This is a genomic window from Desulfoluna sp. CLI2B, from assembly GCF_056847375.1.
The window spans coordinates 33,672-57,908 of record NZ_CP186557.1 but is presented as its reverse complement, the minus strand read 5'-3'; the positions used below and the strand labels follow the sequence as shown (position 1 = coordinate 57,908).

The 24,237-nt window shown below is 48.8% G+C and carries 20 protein-coding genes, 1 tRNA gene and 1 riboswitch; of the genes, 15 read left to right on the top strand and 6 right to left on the bottom strand.

All coding sequences use genetic code 11. From position 1 onward, the window contains the following. Positions 1 to 2: 2 nt before the first annotated feature. The gene (locus tag ACOYW2_RS00300) at positions 3 to 671 is read right to left on the bottom strand and encodes a hypothetical protein (protein WP_482414734.1); all 669 of its coding nucleotides are present in this window, start codon (positions 669 to 671) and stop codon (positions 3 to 5) included. A 437-nt stretch (positions 672 to 1,108) separates the two neighbouring features. After that, positions 1,109 to 1,261: riboswitch (FMN riboswitch) on the top strand. A 210-nt stretch (positions 1,262 to 1,471) separates the two neighbouring features. Here ACOYW2_RS00300 and ribB point away from each other — a divergent pair. The 3 genes from ribB to ACOYW2_RS00285 all read left to right on the top strand — a co-directional run bounded on the left by ribB (position 1,472) and on the right by ACOYW2_RS00285 (position 3,870). Next, on the top strand, positions 1,472 to 2,047 hold the full coding sequence (gene ribB / locus ACOYW2_RS00295; protein ID WP_482768983.1) for a 3,4-dihydroxy-2-butanone-4-phosphate synthase: 576 nt from the start codon (positions 1,472 to 1,474) through the stop codon (positions 2,045 to 2,047). After that, the gene (locus ACOYW2_RS00290) at positions 1,966 to 2,136 is read left to right on the top strand and encodes a 3,4-dihydroxy-2-butanone-4-phosphate synthase (RefSeq protein ID WP_482771107.1); all 171 of its coding nucleotides are present in this window, start codon (positions 1,966 to 1,968) and stop codon (positions 2,134 to 2,136) included. The genes ribB and ACOYW2_RS00290 overlap by 82 nt, the downstream gene beginning before the upstream one ends. A 297-nt stretch (positions 2,137 to 2,433) precedes the next feature. Continuing rightward, positions 2,434 to 3,870 (top strand): hypothetical protein, encoded by a 1,437-nt coding sequence (locus ACOYW2_RS00285; protein WP_482768982.1) that lies wholly within the window; start codon positions 2,434 to 2,436, stop codon positions 3,868 to 3,870. A 99-nt stretch (positions 3,871 to 3,969) separates the two neighbouring features. Here ACOYW2_RS00285 and ACOYW2_RS00280 read toward each other — a convergent pair whose 3' ends face one another. Both ACOYW2_RS00280 and ACOYW2_RS00275 read right to left on the bottom strand, forming a co-directional pair. Then, the gene (locus ACOYW2_RS00280; protein ID WP_482768981.1) at positions 3,970 to 5,442 is read right to left on the bottom strand and encodes a rhomboid family intramembrane serine protease; all 1,473 of its coding nucleotides are present in this window, start codon (positions 5,440 to 5,442) and stop codon (positions 3,970 to 3,972) included. 262 nt (positions 5,443 to 5,704) lie between these two features. Then, positions 5,705 to 5,780: transfer RNA gene (locus ACOYW2_RS00275), tRNA-Thr, on the bottom strand. 317 nt (positions 5,781 to 6,097) lie between these two features. On the opposite strand from ACOYW2_RS00275, the gene rnhA reads away from it, so the two are divergent. Further along, the gene (gene rnhA, locus ACOYW2_RS00270) at positions 6,098 to 6,811 is read left to right on the top strand and encodes a ribonuclease HI (protein ID WP_482771106.1); all 714 of its coding nucleotides are present in this window, start codon (positions 6,098 to 6,100) and stop codon (positions 6,809 to 6,811) included. Positions 6,812 to 7,024: 213 nt separating this feature from the next. Here the strand turns inward: rnhA and ACOYW2_RS00265 are convergent, their stop codons facing one another. After that, entirely contained in the window at positions 7,025 to 7,855 is an 831-nt protein-coding gene (locus ACOYW2_RS00265; RefSeq protein WP_482768980.1) for a lysophospholipase, read from the bottom strand. Between the two features lie 399 nt (positions 7,856 to 8,254). Here ACOYW2_RS00265 and ACOYW2_RS00260 point away from each other — a divergent pair, with 399 nt between their 5' ends. After that, the gene (locus ACOYW2_RS00260; RefSeq protein WP_482768979.1) at positions 8,255 to 8,761 is read left to right on the top strand and encodes a hypothetical protein; all 507 of its coding nucleotides are present in this window, start codon (positions 8,255 to 8,257) and stop codon (positions 8,759 to 8,761) included. Between the two features lie 420 nt (positions 8,762 to 9,181). On the opposite strand, the gene ACOYW2_RS00255 is transcribed toward ACOYW2_RS00260, so the two are convergent. Then, positions 9,182 to 9,583 carry an HNH endonuclease gene (locus ACOYW2_RS00255; RefSeq protein WP_482768978.1) on the bottom strand — a complete coding sequence of 134 codons (402 nt, stop codon included), beginning with the start codon at positions 9,581 to 9,583 and terminating at the stop codon, positions 9,182 to 9,184. An 846-nt stretch (positions 9,584 to 10,429) separates the two neighbouring features. Between ACOYW2_RS00255 and ACOYW2_RS00250 the strand changes: the two genes are divergently transcribed. From ACOYW2_RS00250 to ACOYW2_RS00205, 10 genes are read left to right on the top strand one after another with little or no spacing between them, the layout of a single operon-like run. Further along, positions 10,430 to 13,003, top strand: coding sequence for a DNA-directed RNA polymerase subunit alpha C-terminal domain-containing protein (locus tag ACOYW2_RS00250; RefSeq protein ID WP_482768977.1), 2,574 nt, complete (start codon positions 10,430 to 10,432; stop codon positions 13,001 to 13,003). Then, positions 13,000 to 14,589, top strand: a complete 1,590-nt coding sequence (locus ACOYW2_RS00245; protein WP_482768976.1) for a phosphoadenosine phosphosulfate reductase domain-containing protein — start codon at positions 13,000 to 13,002, stop codon at positions 14,587 to 14,589. The genes ACOYW2_RS00250 and ACOYW2_RS00245 overlap by 4 nt, the downstream gene beginning before the upstream one ends. Positions 14,590 to 14,594: 5 nt before the next feature. Then, on the top strand, positions 14,595 to 15,482 hold the full coding sequence (locus ACOYW2_RS00240; RefSeq protein WP_482768975.1) for a DUF4007 family protein: 888 nt from the start codon (positions 14,595 to 14,597) through the stop codon (positions 15,480 to 15,482). A 27-nt stretch (positions 15,483 to 15,509) separates the two neighbouring features. Next, positions 15,510 to 15,944 carry a hypothetical protein gene (locus ACOYW2_RS00235; protein ID WP_482421226.1) on the top strand — a complete coding sequence of 145 codons (435 nt, stop codon included), beginning with the start codon at positions 15,510 to 15,512 and terminating at the stop codon, positions 15,942 to 15,944. Positions 15,945 to 15,987: 43 nt separating this feature from the next. Next, positions 15,988 to 16,572: a hypothetical protein gene (locus tag ACOYW2_RS00230; protein ID WP_482768974.1), complete on the top strand. Its 585-nt coding sequence runs from the start codon at positions 15,988 to 15,990 to the stop codon at positions 16,570 to 16,572. Then, positions 16,560 to 19,790, top strand: a complete 3,231-nt coding sequence (locus ACOYW2_RS00225; RefSeq protein WP_482768973.1) for a hypothetical protein — start codon at positions 16,560 to 16,562, stop codon at positions 19,788 to 19,790. Before ACOYW2_RS00230 ends, ACOYW2_RS00225 begins: the two co-directional genes overlap by 13 nt. Positions 19,791 to 19,795: 5 nt before the next feature. Further along, entirely contained in the window at positions 19,796 to 21,253 is a 1,458-nt protein-coding gene (locus tag ACOYW2_RS00220) for a hypothetical protein (protein WP_482768972.1), read from the top strand. Next, positions 21,243 to 22,115 (top strand): hypothetical protein, encoded by an 873-nt coding sequence (locus ACOYW2_RS00215; RefSeq protein ID WP_482768971.1) that lies wholly within the window; start codon positions 21,243 to 21,245, stop codon positions 22,113 to 22,115. Before ACOYW2_RS00220 ends, ACOYW2_RS00215 begins: the two co-directional genes overlap by 11 nt. After that, a complete protein-coding gene (gene brxL, locus ACOYW2_RS00210; protein WP_482768970.1) occupies positions 22,099 to 23,280 on the top strand; it encodes a BREX system Lon protease-like protein BrxL in 1,182 nt (393 codons plus the stop codon). Before ACOYW2_RS00215 ends, brxL begins: the two co-directional genes overlap by 17 nt. Positions 23,281 to 23,296: 16 nt before the next feature. Then, entirely contained in the window at positions 23,297 to 23,536 is a 240-nt protein-coding gene (locus ACOYW2_RS00205; protein WP_482768969.1) for a BREX system Lon protease-like protein BrxL, read from the top strand. Between the two features lie 246 nt (positions 23,537 to 23,782). On the opposite strand, the gene ACOYW2_RS00200 is transcribed toward ACOYW2_RS00205, so the two are convergent. Further along, positions 23,783 to 23,980, bottom strand: coding sequence for a hypothetical protein (locus ACOYW2_RS00200; RefSeq protein ID WP_482768968.1), 198 nt, complete (start codon positions 23,978 to 23,980; stop codon positions 23,783 to 23,785). Between the last annotated feature and the right edge of the window lie 257 nt (positions 23,981 to 24,237).

Genomic DNA, 24,237 nt, shown 5'->3' with positions numbered 1-24,237 from the left:
CCTCACTCCGCGCTCTCTTTGCCGCCGTTGCCTGAACGTGCCCCCTTGCCCGCCATCACCGTACGCTCACGAAGCACGATAAAGTAAGCCAGAAGCGCCACCTTCTTCTCCCAGTCCATCTCCTGGTCCAGCACCGAAAGCACAAGGTCCGCCATCTCTGCGGCGTTCTTGGAGACCCCGGAGGCGATGCGAATGCGGGAGACCCCTTCGGAGAGCTCCTTAAGCAGCGCCTGGTACATCTCGTTGGTGAGCTGGGTCTTGAACTCCGGCACCACGGCGTAGGGGACCACGTTGGAGGAGAGGATCCCGGCCAGGCAGAACACCTGCTCGTCCTTCTCTTCCCGGCCTTCCAGAAGCTTTTGCACCTCTGCGGCGGCCGAGTCCGGCTCCATGCGGTTGGAAAGGATGCTGCCCAAGGTGGCGTCCACCATGCTCCCCACCTTTCCGGTGAGCTCTTTCATCCGCTCCTGGGACAAGCCGCCCCCGTAGATGGGGTCTTCGGTCCGAAAGGCGGGGAGCCGGTAACGGGTCATAAGATCCTTCAGCGCCACCTGGCGATCATCGGGCTCAAGGACGGACCAGAAGTCCAGAAAGGCGTCGGCATGATGGACGAGGCTCTCTGCCTTGCCGCCGATGAGTTTGGTCAGGGTCTCCTGCATGTCGTGGTTCATGGTTTGCCTCCAATTCATCCCGTTTTCTTGGGGATCGTAGGTATATTCCGGTAAGGGTCCGGGGCCGTGACACGGGCAGAACCAAAGAGGTCGGTCTCCCCTTGTGAATGTCGGCCCCGAAGGTGTCGGCGGACCGCGGCGCGTCGGTCCGGCCGGTTGCCAATCGCACCAGGTTCAAGGCGGGCACAGGGCCCGGGCAGGAATGGGAAAGGGAAAGAATCGCTTGTGCAGGTCGCTGGAACAGAGCCCGAAAGGGCTGGGAGCAGGCGCAAACAGGGTCGTGGAGAGCAAGGCGGCGCACCGCCCCGGCAAGAGAAAAAAGAAACCTGTTTTCAATGGGATATATGCAACAATTATATATTTTTTCAATACGTTTGGCAACCGGAGCGTCAGAATACCCATTGACAAAGGGGGCAATCAGGCGTTTAATGGGTGCCACTTATTCTCAGGGCGGGGTGAAATTCCCCACCGGCGGTAAGCCTCAATGGCAAGCCCGCGAGCGCTCTTTCCGGTTCATCACCGGCGAGGGGACAGCAGATCCGGTGAAATTCCGGAGCCGACGGTTACAGTCCGGATGGAAGAGGATAGGATGTCCCCATACGGGGCCTGAACGAAATTGATTTTTCGTTGTGCCCTGTTTCGTGATGCCTTTCGACGCGTGCGGCAAAGGATGGTCCTTTTGCCCACACCCCTTCCGTTAGCCCTGATTCTGGAAATCCTCGACCCTGGTGCATGATTTTTTCGTCTGGTCCCATGCGTGCCTTTAGGAGTCGGGTTAAACATTATCTGGAGGTTTTTCCATGAATCAGAATCTTCTCGAACAGTTTGGCAACCCCATTGAACGGGTTGAAAAGGCCCTTGAAGCCCTTCGAAACGGCAACGGTATCCTTGTTGCCGACGACGAAGACCGTGAAAACGAAGGCGACCTGATCTTTTCCGCCGAAAAGATCACCGATGCCCAGATGGCCCTGATGATCCGGGAGTGCTCCGGCATTGTCTGCCTCTGCCTCACCCCGGAGATGACCTACCAGCTGGACCTGCCCCAGATGGTTCCGGCCAACAGCTCCCAGTACGGCACCGCCTTCACCCTCACCATCGAGGCCGCCGAGGGCGTCACCACCGGTGTTTCGGCCAAGGACCGCGTCACCACCATCAAGGCGGCCATCGCGGACAACGCCCACCCCGACGACCTCAACCGGCCCGGCCACGTCTTTCCCTTGAAAGCCAAAAAAGGGGGCGTACTGGAGCGCGGCGGCCACACCAGGGAGGAGGCGCGGATCTGGACCTCTGCCGCCTGGCAGGGCTCAAGCCCACCGGGGTCCTGTGCGAGCTCACCAAAGAAGACGGCACCATGGCCCGCCTTCCCGACCTGGTAGACTTCGGAAAGAAACACGGGTTCCCGGTCCTTACGGTGGAGGACATTGTCCACTACCGCCGGACTGTGGAGTCCAGGCAGGTGGCCTGATCCAAGCCCTTCGTCCGGGGCCGGCTCAACGCCGCACCTTGTCGCGATGACATCACCTGACCTATGACAACCCGAATAAAAGGGGGCGCTGTCCCTCCTCCCGACAGCGCCCCTTTTTTGTTTTGTCCCTCCAACGCGCCGAACCGCACCCTTCTCCCGCAGCCCCCCAAAACAGCAGCATCTTTCCCATACGGTGTTTACCCTGCACAAATACCTGTGCTATGACCAATAACACCAACCATCCAAGAACAGTACGTATCGCCAACCGGACCACGACATCAGACCGAGCAAGGGCCCATGACCACTTACTGTCTCCACCACCCCCACGACCCTGCCCACTGGAGCTGCCCCCTCTGCGGCGGCACCTTCTGCAATGCCTGCGTAAAAACCAGCACCCATCGCACCCTCACCGTCGACCGTCAGATCACCCTCTGCCCGAAGTGCAACCGGGAGATGGACTGGATAGGTGCCCAGAACGCCATCGTCCCTTACTGGGAAAGGCTGCCCCACTTTTTCCTCTACCCCCTGACCACAAAGATCCTCCTCTTTCTGGGGGTGCTGGGCCTGCTTCACTACATCTTTGACCCGGAGAGCCTCCCGGGAGTGCTCGTAAGCATCTCCAGTTCGGCCCTGGTCCTCCGGTACGCATACTTGGCCCTGACCACCACAAGCAGCGGAGACCTGACCCCGCCGCCCATGGACGGTATTCCTTTGGGCAGCAGCATCGTCATTGTGCTGAAACAGGGGCTGGTGGCCTTTCTCCTCATCGTGCCATACGCCTTTGTCGTTACCATCGCAGGCCAGACCGCCGCCTACCTTCTGCTGGTCGTTATCATCCTCTGCGTCCCGGCCATCATCATCCTGCTGGCCACCTCCAACCGGGTACTCCACGCGGTGAACCCCAACGCCTTTATCCGCCTGGCCACCCGCATCGGCAAGGGGTACCTGGGCATGTTCGGTCTCCTCACCATCCTCTGGGGCGCCCCTGCCCTGGTGGTCGGCCGCCTGGCCCCCCATGTTTCCCCCAACTTTCTGAGTGCCCTCACCTGCGTCGTCAGCGGGTACTACAGCCTGGTCTCCTACCACCTCATGGGCTACGTCACCCTCCAGTACCATGAATCCATCGGGTACGACGTGGCCCAGGAAAACTTCAAGGCCGCCGCCACACCCATGAAGGCCGCAGAAGAAAAAACCGTGGAAGACCCGCAGCTCAAGCAGGTCACCTTCCTGCTGCGGGAAGGCCGACTGGAGGACGCCCTGGCATATATCGGGGAGATCAAGGCACAGAAAGGAGAGTTGCCCACACCGGAGCTCTCGGAAAAATACTTCAGCCTGCTGAACATGCTTGGACACACTGAAAAGCTGACGGCCCACGGCCACACCCACCTTGACGAGCTCATCACCGCAGGAAAAAAAGAGGAGGCCTTAGCCGCCTATGCCGCCTGCATGGAAGCGGACCCGGACTTTGTCCCCTCGGCAGGCATCCTCTACCACATCGGCACCTGGACCAGCGACCGGGTCTCCCCGGAACAGGCCATCGCCATCCTCCAGCGAGCCATCCGAAACCACCCGGACGACCCCATGCTGCCCGCCATCTGGTTCCGGGCCGCCCGCATCTTAAACGACCGGCTACACCAGCACGACAAAGCGCTCAAGCTGCTGAACGGCATCCTCAAAAAATTCCCGGAGCACGACATCGCCCCCCAGGTGAGAAACTACCTTTCGGTTATGTGATGTAAAGTTAAAGCCTGCCTCCGGCGGCGGGGTGAGCCACCTCGAAAGCAGATTGCCCTGGTGGTTTGTGCAAGCTCGCCCACAGGCTTCGAGCTATCCTTACGTCACCAGCTCCCCCATGGTTCTCTGAACCAGGGCGGCTTCGGCGGAGTCGGGAAACTGCTCCCGGAGCACAGCAAGGAAACGTCTGCAATGTGCGTCGTCCCCCTTTTGCTTGAAGTGGGTGGCGTGCCGCAGGAGGGCATCGGGAAGACCCGCAAGGTTCGGGGCTTTGCGGGTGAGCATCATGAGAAACCGATCGCATGGCTTCCACCGTGACCGGGGAAAAACCCGGCAAGGGCGGGGTAGAAGGGAGGGAGGAAGACCACGGACAAAGCGTTCCACGTAATCGTCATAGGTACTGAGCACGGCTTCGGGCAGGGCGTTGTGGCGGAGCATGGCCGTGAGCACCGCCACGGCCGTCTGATGGTAAGCGGGGTCGTTGGGGGTATTCCGGGCAAGGGTGTAGAGCTGCTCCAGGGCCTTGGGATGCCCGGATTCCAGGGCGAGCACCGATTCCAGGGCCGTTTTCGCACCGGCCACATCAAGCTGTGCCATGCAGGCCAGGGCCTCGTCCATCAACACGGTGACCCGGTCCTCCTCCGGTTCCGTGTCAAACACCTCCTTGACCTGCCCCTTGAGCACATGGGTAAAGAAAAGGGCGCACAGTCCCCCGGAAATCAGCCCGCCGATGTGAGCCATATACGCCACATGAGACACACCTCCGAAGACCAGTTGCCCCACCTCGCAGGCCACCCACACGGGAAACAGAAGCCAGGCATGGGCCCACACCGTGTTGAAATAAAATCCCAGAGAATAGAACACCCGGATTTTGCGCCTGCCGAACAGAAGGGAGAACGCCCCCATGAGCCCGGCGATGGCCCCGGAGGCCCCCACCAGGGGTGTGGTGCTCGTGCTGTACACCAGCCCGAAAAGAACGGCTGAACAGACACCCGTCACCACGTACCCGATGCCGTAGGCCAGGCTGCCGATGCCCAGCTCCAGGGCGCACCCCACCAGCCACAGAAAAATCATGTTGCCCACAAGATGGACCAGGCCTCCGTGGAGAAACATACAGGTTACCCAGGTCAGGGCCCTGGGCTTGTCCGGAATCAGGCCCCACCGTCGGGAGGTCATCTTGTTCAGGGAGTCCTCAAAAATGTCCCTGTTCAGGCGCCAGCGCCTGTAGCCGTCCATACCCGGGGAGATCACCCGGTTAGCTGTAAGCTCCCGCTGAAACGCCTCATCCTTCACCATCTGGCTGTAGCATTCCGGAAACGCCTGGGACTCCGGGTCCACGGCATGTCGGCATGGCCCACTCTCCCCTTCGTCGCCCCCCAGGTATTCGCGGTAGGCTGTCACCTCGGTCTGATAAAGCCCCGACGCCTCGTAGTGCGCCATGGCGGCGTTATACGCGTCCTGGTCGGCCTGGTTGGTAAAAAAAAAGACCGCGCAATTCAGCACGATCAGTGAGATGGTGACCACCGGCAGGTTCTTGAGGGTCAGCTTTCCGGTCAGTGGAACGACGAGCATGGGTGCCTCCGGGCGACAGCGCAGATGAGGGTAAATACCGGATCAACGGGCAAACGGGTCTGGGCACTACGGGCCGGAGGGACAAGGACGGCAGGACAAAGGGACGTCCGGGGCGATTTCTTTTCCCAAACCGGCGGAAAAAGCTTACAATGTGATATCGTTCAAAACAAGGGCTGTCAACCAGCGGGGCGGGCGTTTTCCACCACAAAAAAAGCCCGATGATCCTCTGTCGGGATCTTCGGGCTTGGGATGTTTCGTGGTGTGGAGCCAATGCGCGGATTCGAACCGCGGGCCTGCTCATTACGAGTGAGCTGCTCTGCCAACTGAGCTACATTGGCTCGACGGGCCCAAAATAGGCGAAAACCAGTGAAGCCGTCAAGAGGAATTCCGCATCTGCTAAAAACCAGCCCTGAGGGAAGGCCAAAACACAGCCCTGAGGGAACTGTTCTTCGAAATCCGCGATTCGCCTCAAAAACACGCACCATATTTCTGGACTTCTGGGTTCAAGGGGGATAAAAGGAAAAGGCGCTCTTCTCGGAGCAATCTTCTTCCTCGGCAGAGATCCCTGCCAGACGCGGCCGTACCGGCCATTGAATTCTAAAAAAACCCACCGTCGCCTGTTTCGTTGCGACGAAAGGATTATCACGTGGCATCAATGAAATTTTATGCCGTCGCAGTAGGCCGTGTGCCCGGCATTTACACCAATTGGCCAGACGCTCAATCCCAGGTTTCGGGGTTTGAAGGGGCCATGTATAAAAGCTTCACAACCCGGGAAGAGGCCGAAAGCTGGTGCAAGAAACCCTCCTACAACACCGTGGTGCGCAAGCGCTGCAAGCCCAAGGAGGCCCCCGTTAAAAAAACGGTGGCACCGCGGCCCAAAGGCGACGGAAAAACCCTGCACATCTACAGTGACGGCGGCGCCATCGGCAACCCCGGCCCCGGGGGCTACGGCGTGGTGATCGTGGACGGCAAAAAGCGCACGGAACTCCAGGGCGGCTACGGTTACACCACCAACAACCGCATGGAGCTCATGGGCTGCATCAAGGCCCTGGAACACATCGGTTCCACCAAGCGTCCCCTGGTCATCACCACCGACTCCTCCTATGTGGTCAACGGCATCTCCAAGGGCTGGGCCGAAGGCTGGCGCAAAAGGGGCTGGAAAAAGTCCGACGGCAAGCCCGCCGTCAACACCGACCTCTGGGCCAAGCTCCTCGACCTCTGCGCTCCCCTTGCCGTCCGTTTCCAGTGGGTCAAGGGCCATGCCGGCCACCCGGAAAACGAACGCTGCGACACCCTTGCCAACACCACCGCCAGAAACGGCAAAAACCTCGAACTGGATGTGGGCTACGCGTTCAAGGTGAGCCTGTAGACGCCATTGGGGCATTACCCTGTTCCCCTTTTGTTTCATCATCAAAAAAAGGCCCTCCGGATTCGCATCCAGAGGGCCTTTTTCGATTCCCTCGGCTGCAAGGGAAATCAGATTCGCGCTGCATTTTTATCAACAGAAAATCAACACACCGAACAAACCGATCGCGGCCACCTTATGGGTTTTCCCCGACCGTTTTTTCATGACATATCCGGGTTAGCCAAGGCGCGCCCAGATCCACTCGGTAATGTCCGCCACCACCTCGTCTCGTCCGGTCTCGTTTAAAATCTCATGGAAAAAACCGGGGTACATCTTGAGGGTCTTGTCCTGTGAAGCGATGTGGTCCGCCATGTAGCGGGAGGCATCCGGTGTGACAATCTGGTCATCGTCGCCGTGGAGAATCATGCAGGGGTACGCGTACTCCGGCAGTTTCCCCGTCAACCACCCGGCGCCGTTGATGAACACCTCTCCCAGGAGTTTCTGGCAGGTCTCCTTGAGTACCAGGGGATCTTCGTCGTAGGCCGTCACCACGGCCTTGTCCCGGCAGATGAGTTCGGACAGGGCGTTGGGAACCTTCACGCGGGGCTCCTTCTCAAAATCGACATCCTTGAAGGCCTCGAACAATGGCAGCTGGATCACCGCCGCCCCGGAGAGCACCTGGCCCTTGAGCTTGCCCGGGTATTTCACCCCATAGGCCGCCGTGATGAACCCGCCCATGCTGTGCCCCAGCATAAACACGGGAAGCCCCGGGTTTTCCTCTCTGGCTTTTTCAACAAGCAGGTCCGCATCGTCGATGAACGACTGAAAATTGTCCAGGTAGCCCCGCTCGCCCCCGGAGCGCCCGTGGCCCTGGTTGTCGAACCGGTACACCGAACATCCCGCCTCGTTAAGCTCGCTGGTCACCAGGTCGTACCGGCCCAGGTGCTCTGCCAGGCCATGGACGATGACCACCACGGCCCTGGCGGCTTCGATCCGATTAACGGCCACAAACAGATCCACACCCGGGGTGCTGGACGGTATCGTTGTTTCGACGGTATCACTTGGCATATGGCGAGCTCCTTCGGTTTGAGATGGTAATCACGGCCCCGTCACCCGGGCCCCTTATGTTCCTACTCCTTTTTTGAGAAAAGTCAAACACCCCCGCCCGGACGTTACTGGGAACCTTCCGCACAGGTCTCCTATTTTTCACGGCATTGCCTGGCTTTACCGCACACATTTTTTCCTCCCCGGGACGGCTTGCCTTTTTTCAGAAAAAAAACCCCTGGTGTGGGGTATGTCACACGCCGAAGGGCTTGACAGTACTTCTTTTCCGGTAAGGCAACATCTGCCTTGACACAGGTTCCCTTTCACGGGTATCTGTTCCCTTCCAGGGGCCTTCCGCCCCCTGGACATGCTGTTGATTCCCCCGCGTAACGGGGCTTATTCATAACCAACGTAAGGAAAAACATGTTTATCCTCAAAACTCTGCTTAAAGTGATTGTCGTCCTGCCCCTTGTTGCCGTGGCAAGCTTCAAGGCCACAGCCATCATCCTCGCCCAGGTATCCTACTCTGCAAGCCAGAACCTGTGGATTCCCATCCTTGTCTCGATCATCGCCTCCCTTGCCTACCTGATCTGGGACGGCAAACGGGAAAAAGACCGTTTCACAAATCACGTCAACTCAATGAACATCACCCCCGAATACGTGGCAAGCTACGGCGAAAACGGCATTGCCATCGACAGAACCAGCGGTAAAATCTTCGCCGGAAGAATCGGCAAAGGCAAGGTCCTTGAGTTCAGCGACGTCTCAAGCATCGAATGGGAAGATTATGCCATGGGAAACCACATGAAGTACCTCATCCACCTCAACACCAAAGACTTCGACACCCCCAGGGTCACCGTCGGGTTTTCAAGCAACAGGACGAGACGGGAAGAGGCTTACGCCAAAGTGCGGGCGGCGTTGAATATAAGTTAAGGATGAAAGGCTAAGGGCTGAGGGCTGAGGGCTGAGGGCTGAGGCGGGCGTACACCGGCAAGGCCAGCTTGCATACCCTGTTTTTTATCAGCGGAGTCAAAGGCTGCCGGTTGGCCTCCTTGCCCGCGCCCGCAGCCCGCCACAAAGAGCACCCATGGAGCGCCGCACTCCCGTGCGGCATTCATGCTCCGGAACGGCCCCAAAATAGCAAAGGCGGCTCTCCATTCCCATCCCCCACATTCTTATCTGAAATAATCTGTTTCCCACCCACCATTCCCTGTTCACGACTCTACCTCATAAACACGCTACTCCGGTGCTTTGCCAGATTCTCTTCCCCAGGTGAATACATGGGATTCTTCGGTTCAACGATGGGTTGATGTTCTAAATCAAGCAAGTTGGCCGCAGAGTTTCCCGCCGCCCTCATGTGGCTGGAGACGCTTCGAATTTGGTCTGATTCCTGTCAATCCCAAGCATTCCCTCGTCAAAGGGCCAGTGGCAGAGTTTGCACAGGGAAAGGCCGTTGGTAAGTTTGTTGTTGCGGGTCTCGGCAAAGGGAACGATATGGGCGGCATCCACCACATGGTGCTCCTCCGGGGTTCTCACCCTTATTTTGCACATGGCGCACCGGTGATCGTATTCTGGAAGAAGGGCTCCCCGAAACCCTCGGTCCCTGACAATTCGCGTCACCTTCACTTCCTTGATTTCATCAGGGGTAAGGGTCCCTTCGTCCAACAGGTAATGTGTGTATTTTGCAGAAAGCCTGTTGATTCTGGACTCACCCTGAACCAGGGCACGAATGTCCGGAGCAAAGTAATGGTTCACAACGCTATGTCTCAACGCTTCCCGAGTCTGAGCCCCCTGCAGCAGAACATAGAGATTATCATCAAGGCAGGCATGGCTGTAGCAACGCTGAATATCTTCGTTTTTCCCATCTGCACCCTCTCCCTATTAGCATTATTGGGATACAGATTCCACTTAAGCCTGTTGTCCTAAAATCGAGAGTAAACGCACTCTCTTTGCCTGGACCTGTTTCCCTGAGCAAAATTTCGAAGGCTAAAGAGAGCAGTTAGGGTGAATTTGTTTTAGCCATGATGGTTACCTTCAAAATTTGGACATATCACAACTGGTGGCAAGCAGACTGTTACCGTAGCGAGGAATTAGAATATCATCCCAGAGGCAATAGTGACAATAAATCGAGATTACAGAGGCTTAAGCTTTTTCGGCTCTCCGTCATGGTTGCTGAGCGTGTGAATCCGCGTGGACAGAATTCTCTCGTAAAATACGGCTTTTGTCGACTGTGATGGCCGTAAGCATTGCATACTTGACGAAACCTTCAATTTTATAGATCAATTCTTGATGATACAGAAAGTACACAGAAATTCTATTCTTACCTTTGCTGAGAATCGGGATTGCGCCGCAAAGACAACCAAGAACCAAAAAAAAATGACATTATGATAATTACAATAGCCACGAAGAGGGAACATGAAAGTCCATAAAACGTGATTGGTAAAATGGGAATAATAAGCTATATTTATGATAGATTTAAATCTTAAGACTAAAATTAAAACACAGCCCCGTCTATCATCATTATAATTACTTTCGTTTTTTATTGACCATTACAAGGAGAGGTGATTATATTGCCCCAAATCTAAGGAAGAATACAAACTAATGAAATCAGACTTAGTAAAAAATCATAATAGAATTACCGAAGATGATATTCCATCTGGGAAAGATACCCACGATAATTTTATTCGATTTGTTAAGAGTGAAAAACTTTCTGTCCGGGCGACCAATATTCTTTTGCAAAACTGCTTTTCGTTTAAGGACTTCTCCTCTCTTTCAGAAGAAAAGCTACTGAATTTTCCGAATTGCGGAAGAAAGACAGTTCAGGAAATATTGACCTTTCTTACTGCACACTATTCTGGAGGTATGCCCAAGTCCTCACCATCGCCAGAAGAACTGTTATCTACTACACCCAAGCATGACACTATTGAGTTGCTGCCCCTCTTTTCTAATAGGAGGTTGAACAACTTTTCTGTTGACCAGCTCCACTCAGATTTCCAGGGTAATTTAAAAAATAAAGACATAGCCCTCTCTGCTTGCACAACAAACATCCTTAAAGACTTACAATTAGAGACAATTGGTGAAATAATGCTTACTCCACAGACAGATCTCTTGGAGCAGCCAAACTTTGAACCAAAATCCCTTCAGGAATTGCAGGATGTAGTTTACGAGTTATGTACTTTTGGGAATCAGCAAAAACAACTATCATTTCCGCCTACTGAATATTCTATTTCTATTCTACCACTGTTCTCTTCTCAAAGATTTAGATGCATAGCTATCGAGGATTTTCACCCGGAATTCCGTACCTCTACAAAACTATCTGATTTAATAGTTTCTCAGCGTACATTAAACGCTTTGAATGATTTAGGCTTACTGACAATCGGAGAGGTTATGCTTACTCCGGGTGGCGACCTATTGCAAATCAAAAACTTTGGCCGCAAAAGCCTAAATGAATTGAGAGAAATTGTCCGATTAGTCTGCCTCAGTGATAGCCAAGAGAGAGATCATGAAATTATTGATTACTCAAGCTATGATTCAATGGTTGAGTCTTTCATAAACCAATGCGAAAAAAATGAACGAAATCAAGAGCTCTTCAAGCAAAGATTTTGCTTTACTGAAGGTAAAGTCCCAACATTAGAAGAGCTCGGTCAACAATTCGGAATCACAAGGGAGCGGGCTAGGCAGATTCTAAAAAAAGGATTTCATAAATTACGCATAAAGGCAAACCTGGATAGGCTACATTCTTTTTGGCAACAGAAAGATAATCTTGTAGTGCACGGTGGTGGCCTGATAAAGTTAAAAACATTATCTTCACTTTTGCAGACTCATTATGATTGGCCAACAGCACCTTTTCCCCCAGCCTTAAGCCAATTTCTTCTTCTCGAGAATCCAGATGCGGTCGTAAAGATCATGACCTGTCAAATCCTGTCTCCTTGTCAGAGTTGTAGCTTGCCAAGGGAGCAGTTACAGAAGCTTGACTTTGAAACAACTGAATCTTTCCATATCCAAGTTTTAGCATCCAAATTGAGTGATTATTGTCAACACAAATGCCCTGTAGGCAAGCCTGTTACTACTTTTTTCCCTGCCTTTATTGAGCATTTAGTGGAAAACAGCGATAGACCCTTAATGATTCATGATGAAGTGGTGCTTCCCTTAGAGCTGTGGAAGAAAAAGTATAGTGATAACCTTGAAGAGGTGGCCTGCCAGGTTTTGGAAAGCAATGGAACGCCCATGCACTTTCGAGCGATTGCTAACAGTATCCGGCAATCGAATGAAAACTTCAAGAATCTTTCCGATCACAATGCTCACGCAGCCATTCTCCGCTACGACTCAATTGAAATCATTAATCGTGGCACTTATGGCCTGAAGCTATGGGGGTTAGGCGGCTACCGCTCTGTTTCCACAGCCATTGAGCTGTTGATTGACGAAACAGGGCTACCTCAAAAAAAAGACCGTATCATTAGTGCCTTGCGTGGAGAATTTTCAGAACAAAACATCACTGCTGCCCTGGGTTTTAAGACAAGATTTAAGGGTATTGGCGGAGGTTTTTATGACCGACCACAAAATTGGCAGAAGCAGACTTGCCAAAGTCTTATCAAATTACTGCCAGAACCGGTGGATGATTTAGCCAATTACATTGTAAGCCGTAATAATACCTCTTACAAGTTGGTTATGGCCTTTATTTTCATCCGCAGCATGGATGATGATGGTTCCATCTACCTATCCAAGCTCAAGGATATGTTTTACAATTTTTACCGTACCCGCCACAAGAAAGGTCTGGTGGTTGAACTTAATTCTTCTGTGGTGAGCCATATCCTAGAGTTACCCCCTGCTGATATCAAAAATAGAGCAACAAGAAAGCCGTTGGATAGTTTTTTACATACCAATTTTTTTCAAGCCTACTCTCAAAATGGAGCAAAACTAAAATTGGCTGACAACCTGCTTGCGCTCTTACGAAACGGTCCAACGCGAGACAACTTGCTCGTCACAATTCTTAAGGCCATTGACGATTATTTTTTAAAGATTACTCCAGCCATAGATTCTCACTTGGCATCGCCATCCCCCCCAACTGGAAAGCCGCTTCGAGAATTAGAACAGGACGAGCCAGGAGTGGAACCAAAGCAGCGCCCTCGCTCTATTGCAATCAAAAAAAGGAAACGGGGAATGATCAAATTATGAGTAAACCAACAGGAAAAAGGGCCTATTGGTGCGACTCCTGCCATGTTCCCCTGCTTAAACCAAAATGTTTAGCCTGTGGTGCTCAAGGCCGGGATCTCTGCGCTGCTACTTTGGTACCGGTGTTTCGACCGGAGATTCAGTTTCTCAAAAAGCTGGTGGCCAAAAAGATACATCCACTGCTCAAAGAAGGTGAGGTGTGGGTAGTTCATGCTAAGCATGCCTATTATATTCAAGGTATTTTAATCTTTAAGTTAGCAGTCAATACTGAGAAGGTTACCATGACCCCTGAGGCTCTTAGCTTAAAACCGCTGGCGAGGACCAAAAAGCAGTGGATGGACACTTTCCAGAAAGCAAACAAAAAATATATCGAAAATTTGCAATATGAGGCTGAAAATTTTATCCGCCAAACAGTGAACAATTATGGCAACAAAACAACGCTTATCTCTTTTTCCGGAGGCAAGGATTCGACGGTTGCCTCTCATTTGGTGATGAACGGATTAGGTCGTAGTGATGTACTTCATATTTTTGCCGACACTACCATCGAATTTCCTGACACCTACCAATATATCAAAGATTTTCAGCAACACCATCCCCTTACGCCTCTCATTAAAAGCACGTCAAAGCTTGATTTCTTTCAGACAGCAGAAACTATTGGCCCTCCCAGCCGCATCCTTCGTTGGTGCTGTACCACCCATAAGACCAACCCCTTGGCAAAACTTATTGACTCTATGAGTCCAGAGCAAGGTGTGTTGACCTTCGATGGAGTGAGACGCGCTGAATCAACCAGACGATCAAAATACACGCGTATATCCAGTCAAAATAAAATTGCAAGAGAAGTACTTGTTAGCCCTATTCTTCATTGGACTGATATAGAAGTATGGGCCTACCTCCTCTTTCACGAGTTGCCCTTTAACAGTGCCTATAAAAAAGGATTTCGGCGGGTGGGGTGCCTTTATTGTCCCTACAATAGTAGTTGGTCGCAAAAAATGATGAGTTTTCGTTACCCGCTAAAAGACAAAAAATGGCGGACCTTTCTCCAAAATCAGGCCGAACGCATGCAACATCCTAACCCTGAAATATTCACTGATCAAGGCTGGAGGGCGCGAGCAGGAGGCCGGGGTCTGGATCATTATAAATCTACCCTGGAATCTCAACCCTGTAAGCTCTCAAATGATGCCGTAATGTACCAGCTTTTGAGCGGTGATATCCACCTCGTGCGTAATTTTCTGCGCCCGTTTGGTCCTCAGTCCAGAGTGAGTAGTGACGACTATGGCGAGACATTTTTCATCCATGATAAAAAAACGCATGAGATTCTGGCCAGTGTAGAAGTCGGCTATGTGGACCAGGCCATCCGAGTCAACTATCTGATCAAAAAATATCGGCGGCTTTTCCAGCAACGAGTTGAAAAGCAGCTTAAAAAATTACAGACCTGCATTTTTTGTGGAGCCTGCGGAGCCAAATGTAAGGTTAAGGCCCTTAAGTCAGAGGGTGGTTTTGAAGTAGACGATACAAAATGCAATAGCTGCTTATCCTGTGTTAAACATTTATGTCCAATCCTCGATTCTTTAACAAAAAGAGGAAAATAATTAGTATGGCAAAATTCGAATTTGGTTTTGAAGAGGCATGGTTACGACTTATTCTAAAAAATTTACCTGATAATCCTGACCTTTTTCTTCCTAAGGCCGTCGAGAAGGCACAGTCCATTTTAAGGGTAGGTAAGCTTAAGGTTGGTGCTGCCCGTACCTGGGCCGAATCTGCCGGAATTGTCTGCAAAAAGAAAGGGGGCTTTCAGCTCACTCCTTTAGGCCAAATCATTGCCAAGCACGATCCTAACCTTGAAGAGGATGGCATCTGGTGGCTCTTGCACTATAACCTATCCAAAACCAGTAGTCCGGCCTGGTTTTATTCTTTTTATTGCAACGAATTCACTAAAAACTGCTTCAGCCGGAATGATTTCGAGAAAGCACTGCGTGCACATTGGGACGCGAACCATGAAAAGCCCATGACCGATAGTGTGTTTCACAAGCTGATCTTCTCGCCATTTAAACAAGTGTTCGAAGGAACACGACTTGGAGCTGATTTTGGCTTTTGGCTAGTCGATGACAACGGTAATTATCAGCGCAAAACAGAAAATGCACCACCTCTCCCCAAGGCCATTCTCGCCTACGCCCTTTTAGACTGGGCCATAGAGAATAAACGCCAATCGGTTCATTTGGAAAAACTGCTTGAAGCCGGTAATGTGGGACGCATTTTCATGCTTGTAAGGGAGGATATTGACAGCCTGTTAGTTGATATTGGGGAATACTACCAGAAACAGGTAGTATGGATCAGCCATACCGCAGGCCTAAATTCAATCTCTATTATGGACTGTACGCCTCTGCCCATGGTGAGTGCTTATTATCATGAGTTGGACGGTGAGGAACCCATGGATGCACTTGCCATGGGGAAAAAAGAAGTCGAGAAGATTCTCGGCCAATAAACCCAGCTTTTTTCTTAGGTGATCATTATGGCTATTTATGATGAACTGTTAGAACGATACTATCGTTACCGGGAACATCGGTACAAGGTGCTGATTATCATCAAAGGCCCGCAGGACACCTTATTTCCCAGTTCTTTGGTGGAAGAATTTGCAGGGAGTACCGACGCGCAGGTGATCAATTTCGAAAAAAAGTATAAGGGCAGGCTGAATGAGTTCTTTATCTGGCAGGATATTCGCGACCAGCTTTATAAAATGGCAAATACACAGGTAACCATTGCTACCGATTTAGAGCCAATATATGCCAAGTGGCCCGACAACGAGAGGATCGCTTTTCTGAAAAATATCCTATTGAGTGAGCCTAAACACCCATTTGTTTTGCTACTGAATTGTCAAGAGGATTTGAGCGTCCTGAAAGAGATCGATAAAAGCAACAGAGGCCTTATTTGGGCACCATCAAAGTAGGAAAATTTGAGATATCCGTCTAATTCATGAGTGGAGAGCAGGCATGACAATCCAAAATTTAAGTGACTTTATCCATATATCGCCTGGTTTTAAGGCGGCTGTAAACTTGCAAAATGACCGTGACAACCTTGAAAAAGTTGGTGGCTTTATTCCAACTGAGGTTGCTAAGGAAATTATTTTGGATTTAGCAAAGAAGCTTCATCCTACCAGTGACCTACGCTCACGGATCATCATGGGTACCTATGGTACAGGAAAAAGTCATTTGGCACTTGTTCTGCTCAATTTGTATGTCCGCGACTTAGAGACTAAACAGCTTCAGAAAGTCATAGAGAAACTGGATACAGATACAAAGGATGTCTTAACCGAGTTTCGCCAGTTGGTCCCGGAAAAGTTTCTTGTCGTAAATCTTTATGGAGATGCCGGAAACATTGCAGATGGCCTGATGATGGGTTTGCGACAGGCACTTGAATCAGAAGGCTTAGACTATCTCTTACCAACCTCTGCCTTTGATGCAGCTTTGGCAAGAATTCAAATGGTAGAAGCGAACTTTCCCGCAAGTTTCACCAAACTTAAAGATGAGCTTGCGAACAACCCTATTGAGCAGAACCATTATAGATGGAAGAGTTGAAAAACAAGTTGTCCCAAAACTTTATATCTCAAAAAGAGGGCATTGATGTGTTCAGATCCATTCATCCTGTGTTTTCTGCTGGCAGCCAGTTTGAGTTCACCACCATGCTGTCACCAAACGAGTTTTATACCTCAGTGGTCAAGGAACTGAAAGCGAAACATGGGTTTGCCGGTATTGTCGTTTTTTGGGATGAGTTTGGGCATAAAATGGGTGAGGTTGTTAAGGACCCAACTGGCAAGGAGGGCTTGGTTTTACAAGAATTTGCAGAATGTTGTAATAATAGTGGAGACAATCAGATCCATTTTTACCTATTCTGTCATAGATCACTAAAGGAATATCATGATATCTCCATGAATACCATGGGAGAGAACAATCATCAACTTGAAGATGATTTGCGTAAAATAGAAGGCCGTTTTAAGCAATACATAATGAAGAGCACTGATGTTGAAACGTTCCAGCTTATTGACGGAGTTATTGTAGCCGATGAGTCTGCCATTGGCTGGGATCGATTGAAAACCGAACATGATGCCTACTTTGACTCACTAGTCCAGGAAACTTCTCGCTTAAAATATTTCACTGGCTTTACTCGAGACGAACTCAAAGCCACAGTGGTTTTGGGAACTTACCCTTTGCATCCGATGTCAGTGTATAGCTTACCTGCAATCTCTGAAAAGGTCGCACAGAATAATAGAACCTTATTTACTTGCCTTTGTGAAGATGAGCCCGGAAGTTTTAAACGCTACTTAGCCAAGGCGGTATATGATTCTGAAGCAACTTGTCCGCCCATGTTTACTGTGGATGGTTTATGGGATTACTTTGCTAATGATGTCAGACAACAAGAACGGACATGTTCAATTTATCGAGATTTTGAATATCTTAAAGCGCGGATAGATAGCAATGACGAGTTGGGTTTAAGAATTTTAAAAGCTGTGTCTGTTTTTCGTGTTACAAATCCGACCAGAATTAGAGTGACAGACGAAATCCTTGCTTATTCTCTGGATATTCCGCAGGAGAAAAAGCAGGCTTTTGTAAATGAGCTGGCCCGCCACTCTGATTTGCAAAATGAGAATCATATTTTGTTGAAGCTGTCTTCGGATGGTTCCTATCGGCCAGCGGTGAGCAGTTCCACTGAATCTCTCATGAAGAAAGTTGGCAAACTGTTGAATGACACCCCAGAAAAATTAAGGCCAAGCCCAGTTCAGTACCTTAAATCCTTATGGGTAAGGTTACCAGTTGGTGAGAGCTATGAAGCAACAAGCTACGGTGACGAGTACGGAGTAGTACGACAGTTGATGATTGAGCCAATCAGCATGAGCCAGCTCAAGGAAAATCTTCATATTTTAACCAAAAACCTCGGGACAGGGACATTTCAGGATGGAATCCTTTTGGTGGTTCTTTGTGCAAATAGAAGTGAAATAGAAGAAGCTAAAAGTATTGCCGCTACAGAGCTTGCTGTCCAGAAATATAATCAGGTGGTGCTGGCTGTCCCCAAAGAACCGGTGCAGATCTTTAACCTACTGAGAGAGCATCAGGCCCTTTCGTATTTGAAGACTAACGAGGCAAGTCTTTATGCTGAAGGTGGAGAGCTTCACGAGGAGTGGCGTGTTTGGGATGAAGATAAATCTACCCAACTTACTGATACGGTGGGAGATTTATTTTCTCCAGAAATGCAAATGCTTGATTATTTTTGGAAAGGCCAGTTGCAAAAAGTATTAAACACAAGACAGATCAAAAAATTAACCACTAATGTAATGTATGAGGTGTTTCCAGATTGCCCTAATATTCACGAGCCCAAGTTGACCTTAGATGATTTTGTTGGAAATTGGGGTTACAGGAAAGACTGCCGTGATATCATAATTAAACTGGCAGCCAAAGGGGCGGCAGAAAATCTTTGGAATGAGACAGCCACCGCCCCCAAGCATATCATCACCCAACTTTTTAAAAGCAATGGTCTGCTACGGAAAAACCAGGCTGGGGAATATATTATTGAAAAGCCAGACGACATGGCATTTAGGGGGGCGAGCAAGACTTGGGAGTGTATTGAAAAATATATCGAAAAAGCTCGTAGTCACCCGGTAAAGATGGATAATGTTGTTCGGGCATTACGAAAACCGCCATTCGGAGTGAAATGCCGAGCCATGCCTCTGTTCTTTGCAGCCGTAGCTCATAATGAGTTGGCTTTTGGCAATATATCATTTGAGTTCCTTCGTAATGCTAACCATATAGAAAAGATAACCGTTATTGAAAACGATACATTGGAAAAGGTTTTCACTTCGCCGGAAAAATACAAGTTGGTATATGTGAATGTTAGTTCCAATCAAAAAGCCCTGACTAACGGCATGGCCAAGCTATTTAATGTTGAACTTAGCCCAGCTGATCCACCCCTTGAGAGAGTAAAGAAAGTCGGAAATATGGTTGGGGCCTGGTATCGTGCCTTGCCTAAACATGCTCAATTAACAGAAGAAATTTCTGATGAAGCGGCCATTTTACGCGAATATATGTTTCGGCCTCTTGCAGAGCTTGAACCAGATATTCAGCAAATTTTATTGAAAGATGCCTTTGAGTATGTTTTTGATACGGATAAAAAAGTTCAACAAAAACGGGTTGAAGATGTAGTCGGCCCAATAATAAAAGAATTTGAAAATTTATTTGATACGTTAAAAACACGAGTTATTTCTGTGTATAGCGATGTCTTTGGTTGTGACTCTAAACCAGGCATAGGTTTAGCGACCTGGTTCAGAGGGCTTTCTGAGGAAAAGAGAATTTATGTCTATGGCGGTGATATGGCTCGTTTAGTTAATACTTGCCGTGAGAGTGATGACATCAACGACGTCGTCTTGCTGGACATTGCAGAGAAGTTGACAGGACTCGCCTTCTCCTCCTGGGGGGATGATATGGTGGTAAAATTTGCTGCAAAACTCGAATCTGCAAAGAGTTTCATTGATTCCTTTGAACCACAACCACGTGTCGATCCAGTCAAAGGAGACGAGTCTGATCCTGTCCCAACTCCGCTACCAGGTCAAGGATCCCTCAGTATGTTTTTGAACGGCAAAAATATGGTGAGGACCTTTACAATCATGGACTCTCTCTCGACAAATGGTGGTGTCCTTGAAAACATGCTGAATTCTACCCTGGAGCAGTTAGGAAAAGGTATGGATGAGCAGGAAAAAGTAGCAATTATCTATCGTGTTGTCGGCAAGCATATTTTCGGAGCATAAGGCCTATGATTGAAATTATCTGCGACCAATATGAACTTTGCCAAGTAACTGAAAAGGATCGTCTTGTAACTGAAGCTGATCAATTTGAGGATGAGCTTTCCACGATTAAGGTACATTCTGAGTCTGGAGATGACTTACGGGTTATCGTCCGTAATCAAGTTCTTTTCAAGTATTTCGATTCCGCTCTTAAATACGGAGCAATAAAGCAAGTTCTTGATCCAGTTGCAATGCTCGCTGGGATACTGCAGCAAGCCGTGATACCTAAGTATATAACGGCTCATCCTCAATGGGTTGTGGAGATGGATTTGCTTGGCAAAGCAAAAGAACAACCCAGCAACGGAGAAACAATTGAAAATTGGTTAAAGAGGGTTCTTCTGGGAGAAACTTGGGTTAGCCACGTCCCTGATACTCAAGATGGACTTTCGGCTTTATTTGAATACTTCACAGGCCGTGATGAAAAAGAGCTACACCCCCTTGAAAAGCTCCTTGTACACGAGCACTTGAAAACTTGGCATCACCAGCGCTCTTGTCAAATAGAGCTTTTAACATGGTTGTTGGAGAACCCATTTCAAAGAGCTAAGTTCGTCATTTGGGAACAGCAATTATCTTTGTATCCTGACAACAAGATTTCGGACTGGTTACAGCAGGATGAAATTTGGTTTGAATTATCCAAATTTCCTAATCGTACTCAGCTCCCACACCTCGTTTCCTCTCTTCAAATTCCGGAAAAAATTGCTGTCTTTGCCAGAAATTTTCTATTGGAAAAATGGGAAATTTCACCCGAAGAAGCTATCCTGTTTATTTCAGGAAAACTGGATTTCGAGGCAAATTTTCTTCAGGAGCAGCTCCGCCAACAGCTGCAGGCCGGGATAACGATAAGCACTTCGGTTTACGATCGTATAGTGTCTTTAAATATCCCTGAAGTCATCTCTTTGGCCAAGCAACTCATCCTCGCTGATGCTCCTTCTTTTATATCGGATAAAAGCAGTGTGTCAGAAGTTCAAAGTTGGATGGAAAATGAATATCTTCCATATTACGACTCTTGTTCGCTGCTTGGAAAATTAGATGCAACAGAACCATATTTAAATAATTTTGAAGACTGGCTCCAGCAGCATTACAAAAAAGAGATGCTGTTTAATGGAGAGGGAATGGCATACCGACAAATTTCCCAACTAAAAGGATGCAGTATTGATGAACCGATTCTCATGGTCGTTTTTGACGGTCTTGACTACCTCTGCGCCTGTGAAGTGGTATTGCCAATAATGCAAAAAAACAACCTTTATCCATTAACAGAGCCAGTTCCCTTTTTTTCTTTTTTGCCTTCACAGACTGAAGTTGCTAAGCCAGTCCTGGTGGCAGGGAAAATGAAGTCGCAAATTCCAGATGAAAAACCGAATGCTGTCTTTTACAAAGATTTATTGCAAGGCTTTCTGGGATTAGCGGGAAATGATCGTGCAAGCTAAAACAGATAATGATGGTTCTCTTCTTGAGCTCATTCAGGAGCCTGCCAAGATCTATTTATATTTGGACAATCAGCTCGACCGAGAATATTTACACTCCAACCTTCGGCAATTCTCAAGAAAATACAAATATCACGAGTATGTCAATCGTCAAGCAAATCAGATTGTTCAATGTCTAAAGGATTTCAAAGACCTTTACGGAAAGTCTCTCAAGGTTTTGATTTGCAGTGACCATGGCTATACAATTCTTCCTAAGGATGCTGAGGTTATTAAAATCGGTACTGGAAAGCATGGCAAAACTCGATCGCTCTCGGGATTAGAGCAGGAGCTTGTTGAGTCTCTGCCTGTAAAACATGTTTGGAAGTTGAATCCCGGCTTATGCGGTTTAAAAAAAGAAGTGATTTTACCCCGGGGATACTGCTGTTTTAACTGTCGCCCCCATGGCGCTACCCACGGCGGTTGTTCTCCCCAAGAGATGGCTGTCCCCTGGTTTTTATTCAGCAACAAGAAGCCTACAGCTCTTGAACCGCTTATTTTTTCACTTGAGGGGGATATCTTTCGCAAACGTACCGAGAATGATGTTGTACTGAATATATCTAACCCCAACAACTATGCCGTGAAAGTGGTTGAAATAGAACTAACTGGAATAGAGGCCATATCGAGCCTGCCAATCAAAATTGGTAAAAGTAAAATTCATAAATTATATTTTCATTTCAATGCCTCTACCATAGGCGATAGTAACATCGATTTATCTATTCGCTATCGTGTTAAGAGCATGGCCGAAGAGCTTGATAAGACATTAACAATAAAAGTGCCGACCAAAGGCGCTATGTCAACGGATTTTGACGATGACTTCGATATCTGAGAATGAAATAAATCAGGAATATCTTGACCGGAAGATAGCCAGTTCGTTTCCGGACGTATGTGTACACAAAGGGATAGCATCCAAAGTCGGGCTCTCTGGGCGCACAATTCCAGCATTTGTCTCTGACTGGTTAGTCAGTCGTTATAGCGATGGTTCTGGGAGTATCAACAGTGAAGGTATGCAAAAATTTGTCGCAAAATACCTGCCAGACAAAAAGCAGAAAGAAACTTTGATGTATGATCTGCGTAACGGCACACCGTTGAAAATTCTGGATTCATTCAGCGTAAAGGTTCACCCAACCAAAGGAACCTTACAATTACGAATTCCTTGCCTTGACCTCAATGGGATTGTACTTGATTCCATAGTTGATGCTAATCCTTTGTTGCTAATGGGCAATGTTTGGGGAAGTGGTACTTTAACCTGGATGCCATCTCAGGAGAAGGAAGATAAGTATGATATCGTTATGACGAATTTTAACCCCATGCAGGCCGCAAGCATTGACCTTGAATATTTTCTTGCTCAACGAAAAGAATTTGACCTATCAGAGTGGCTGGCATTGCTGGCCCGGACAATGGGCTATGACGAGCGTGAATACTCAACAAGACAGAAACTATTAATTTTATCCCGGCTGCTACCTCTCATAGAACCCCGTGTAAATATCATGGAGCTTGCACCCAAGGGGACGGGAAAGTCATACATTTATAGTCAGTTGTCGAGGCACGCATGGCTTGTGAGTGGTGGTGTCGTTACTCGAGCCCAGCTTTTTTACGATATGAGTCGTCAGCAATCTGGTATCATTTCAAATTATAATGCAGTGATATTAGATGAGATTCAAACTATCAAGCTGAGCAATGAAGGAGAAATTGTCGGGGCTCTTAAAGGGTATTTAGAGTCTGGTGAGTATCGTGTCATGGGGTTTCATGGTTCTTCTGACGCGGGTTTTGTTATCTTGGGTAATGTTCCCATTGTTGATGGGCGACCACGAGATGAAAATTGTTTTACCGAATTGCCGAGATGGTTGAGGGGTCATGAAGCCACAGCTCTTCTTGACCGTTTCCACGCATTGGTTCCTGGCTGGGAGCTTCCCAGAATACAATCAACCTCATTGTGTCAGTCCTTTGCCCTGCGAGCTGATTACTTCGAGGAGTGCTTGTACTTCTCTTAGAGTAAACCAGGAACATATGACTTTCGTTAAGGACCACACTCAATCATACGGTGACTTGCGTGATACTCAGTCCGTTCAGCGTCTGACCTGCGGCTATCTGAAACTATTATTTCCAAACTTGGAAACTGTTACCCTATCGGAATTTGAGGAATTCTGCCTACAACCCTCCATAGATTTACGATCAAATATCCGTCGACAAATGGCTCTATTAGATCCAGAATTCTCTCCAAAAATTGCCGATATTCAGGTTTGTTGAACGTGGGATCCTGAGTCGCGTCTTGATATTGGACAAAAAACTTTATTGTCAAAAAGTAACTGCAAAATGTTTTGCGAGAGCATTCTATGTCTCTACGTTATTTTAGTTTTGATAATATTATTAAATTGGGATGCGTGGCGCAGATTGGTGACACCAAGAAACCGCTAATCCGATGGTAGAGCCTTTAGAAGTTACCATTTAATTTGGGTGCTTGTTTTTTCGCTGATCACTACACTTTTGCAAACCTCATAGGCCCTTCAGTCTTTCATATAACTTCTGCCTCCACTGTTTTTCATACGCCAGAAGTTGCTCTTGCGTCTCCTTCGTCAGCTTTCCGAACACTTCCTCGGACAGCAGGCCGTTTTTCCGCCACATGGTCACCTTGGCGGTGCTCTGCTTGAAGCTATCAAACATGAGGGAGATCTGCTTGTCTTCATCTTGCATAAGTGTCCACAGCTTCTGATAGTATGTGTGATTTTCAGCACTCCGCGAGTGCCACAAGGTCCGTAACCCTTTGCAGCACCTTGTCGCAGGCTGTATTCAAGGTGAGATCTTGCAAATCACGGAGCAGTTTCCAGTCTTTTTCAGCTATATCACTGCTCAAGGGGCATACTCCTTCGTATGTGTTTCGGTTTCTTGGTCGGCAGCTGTTTGACGCCTGATCAGCGGTCAAAGATATCCTTATGTATTGATGATTGACA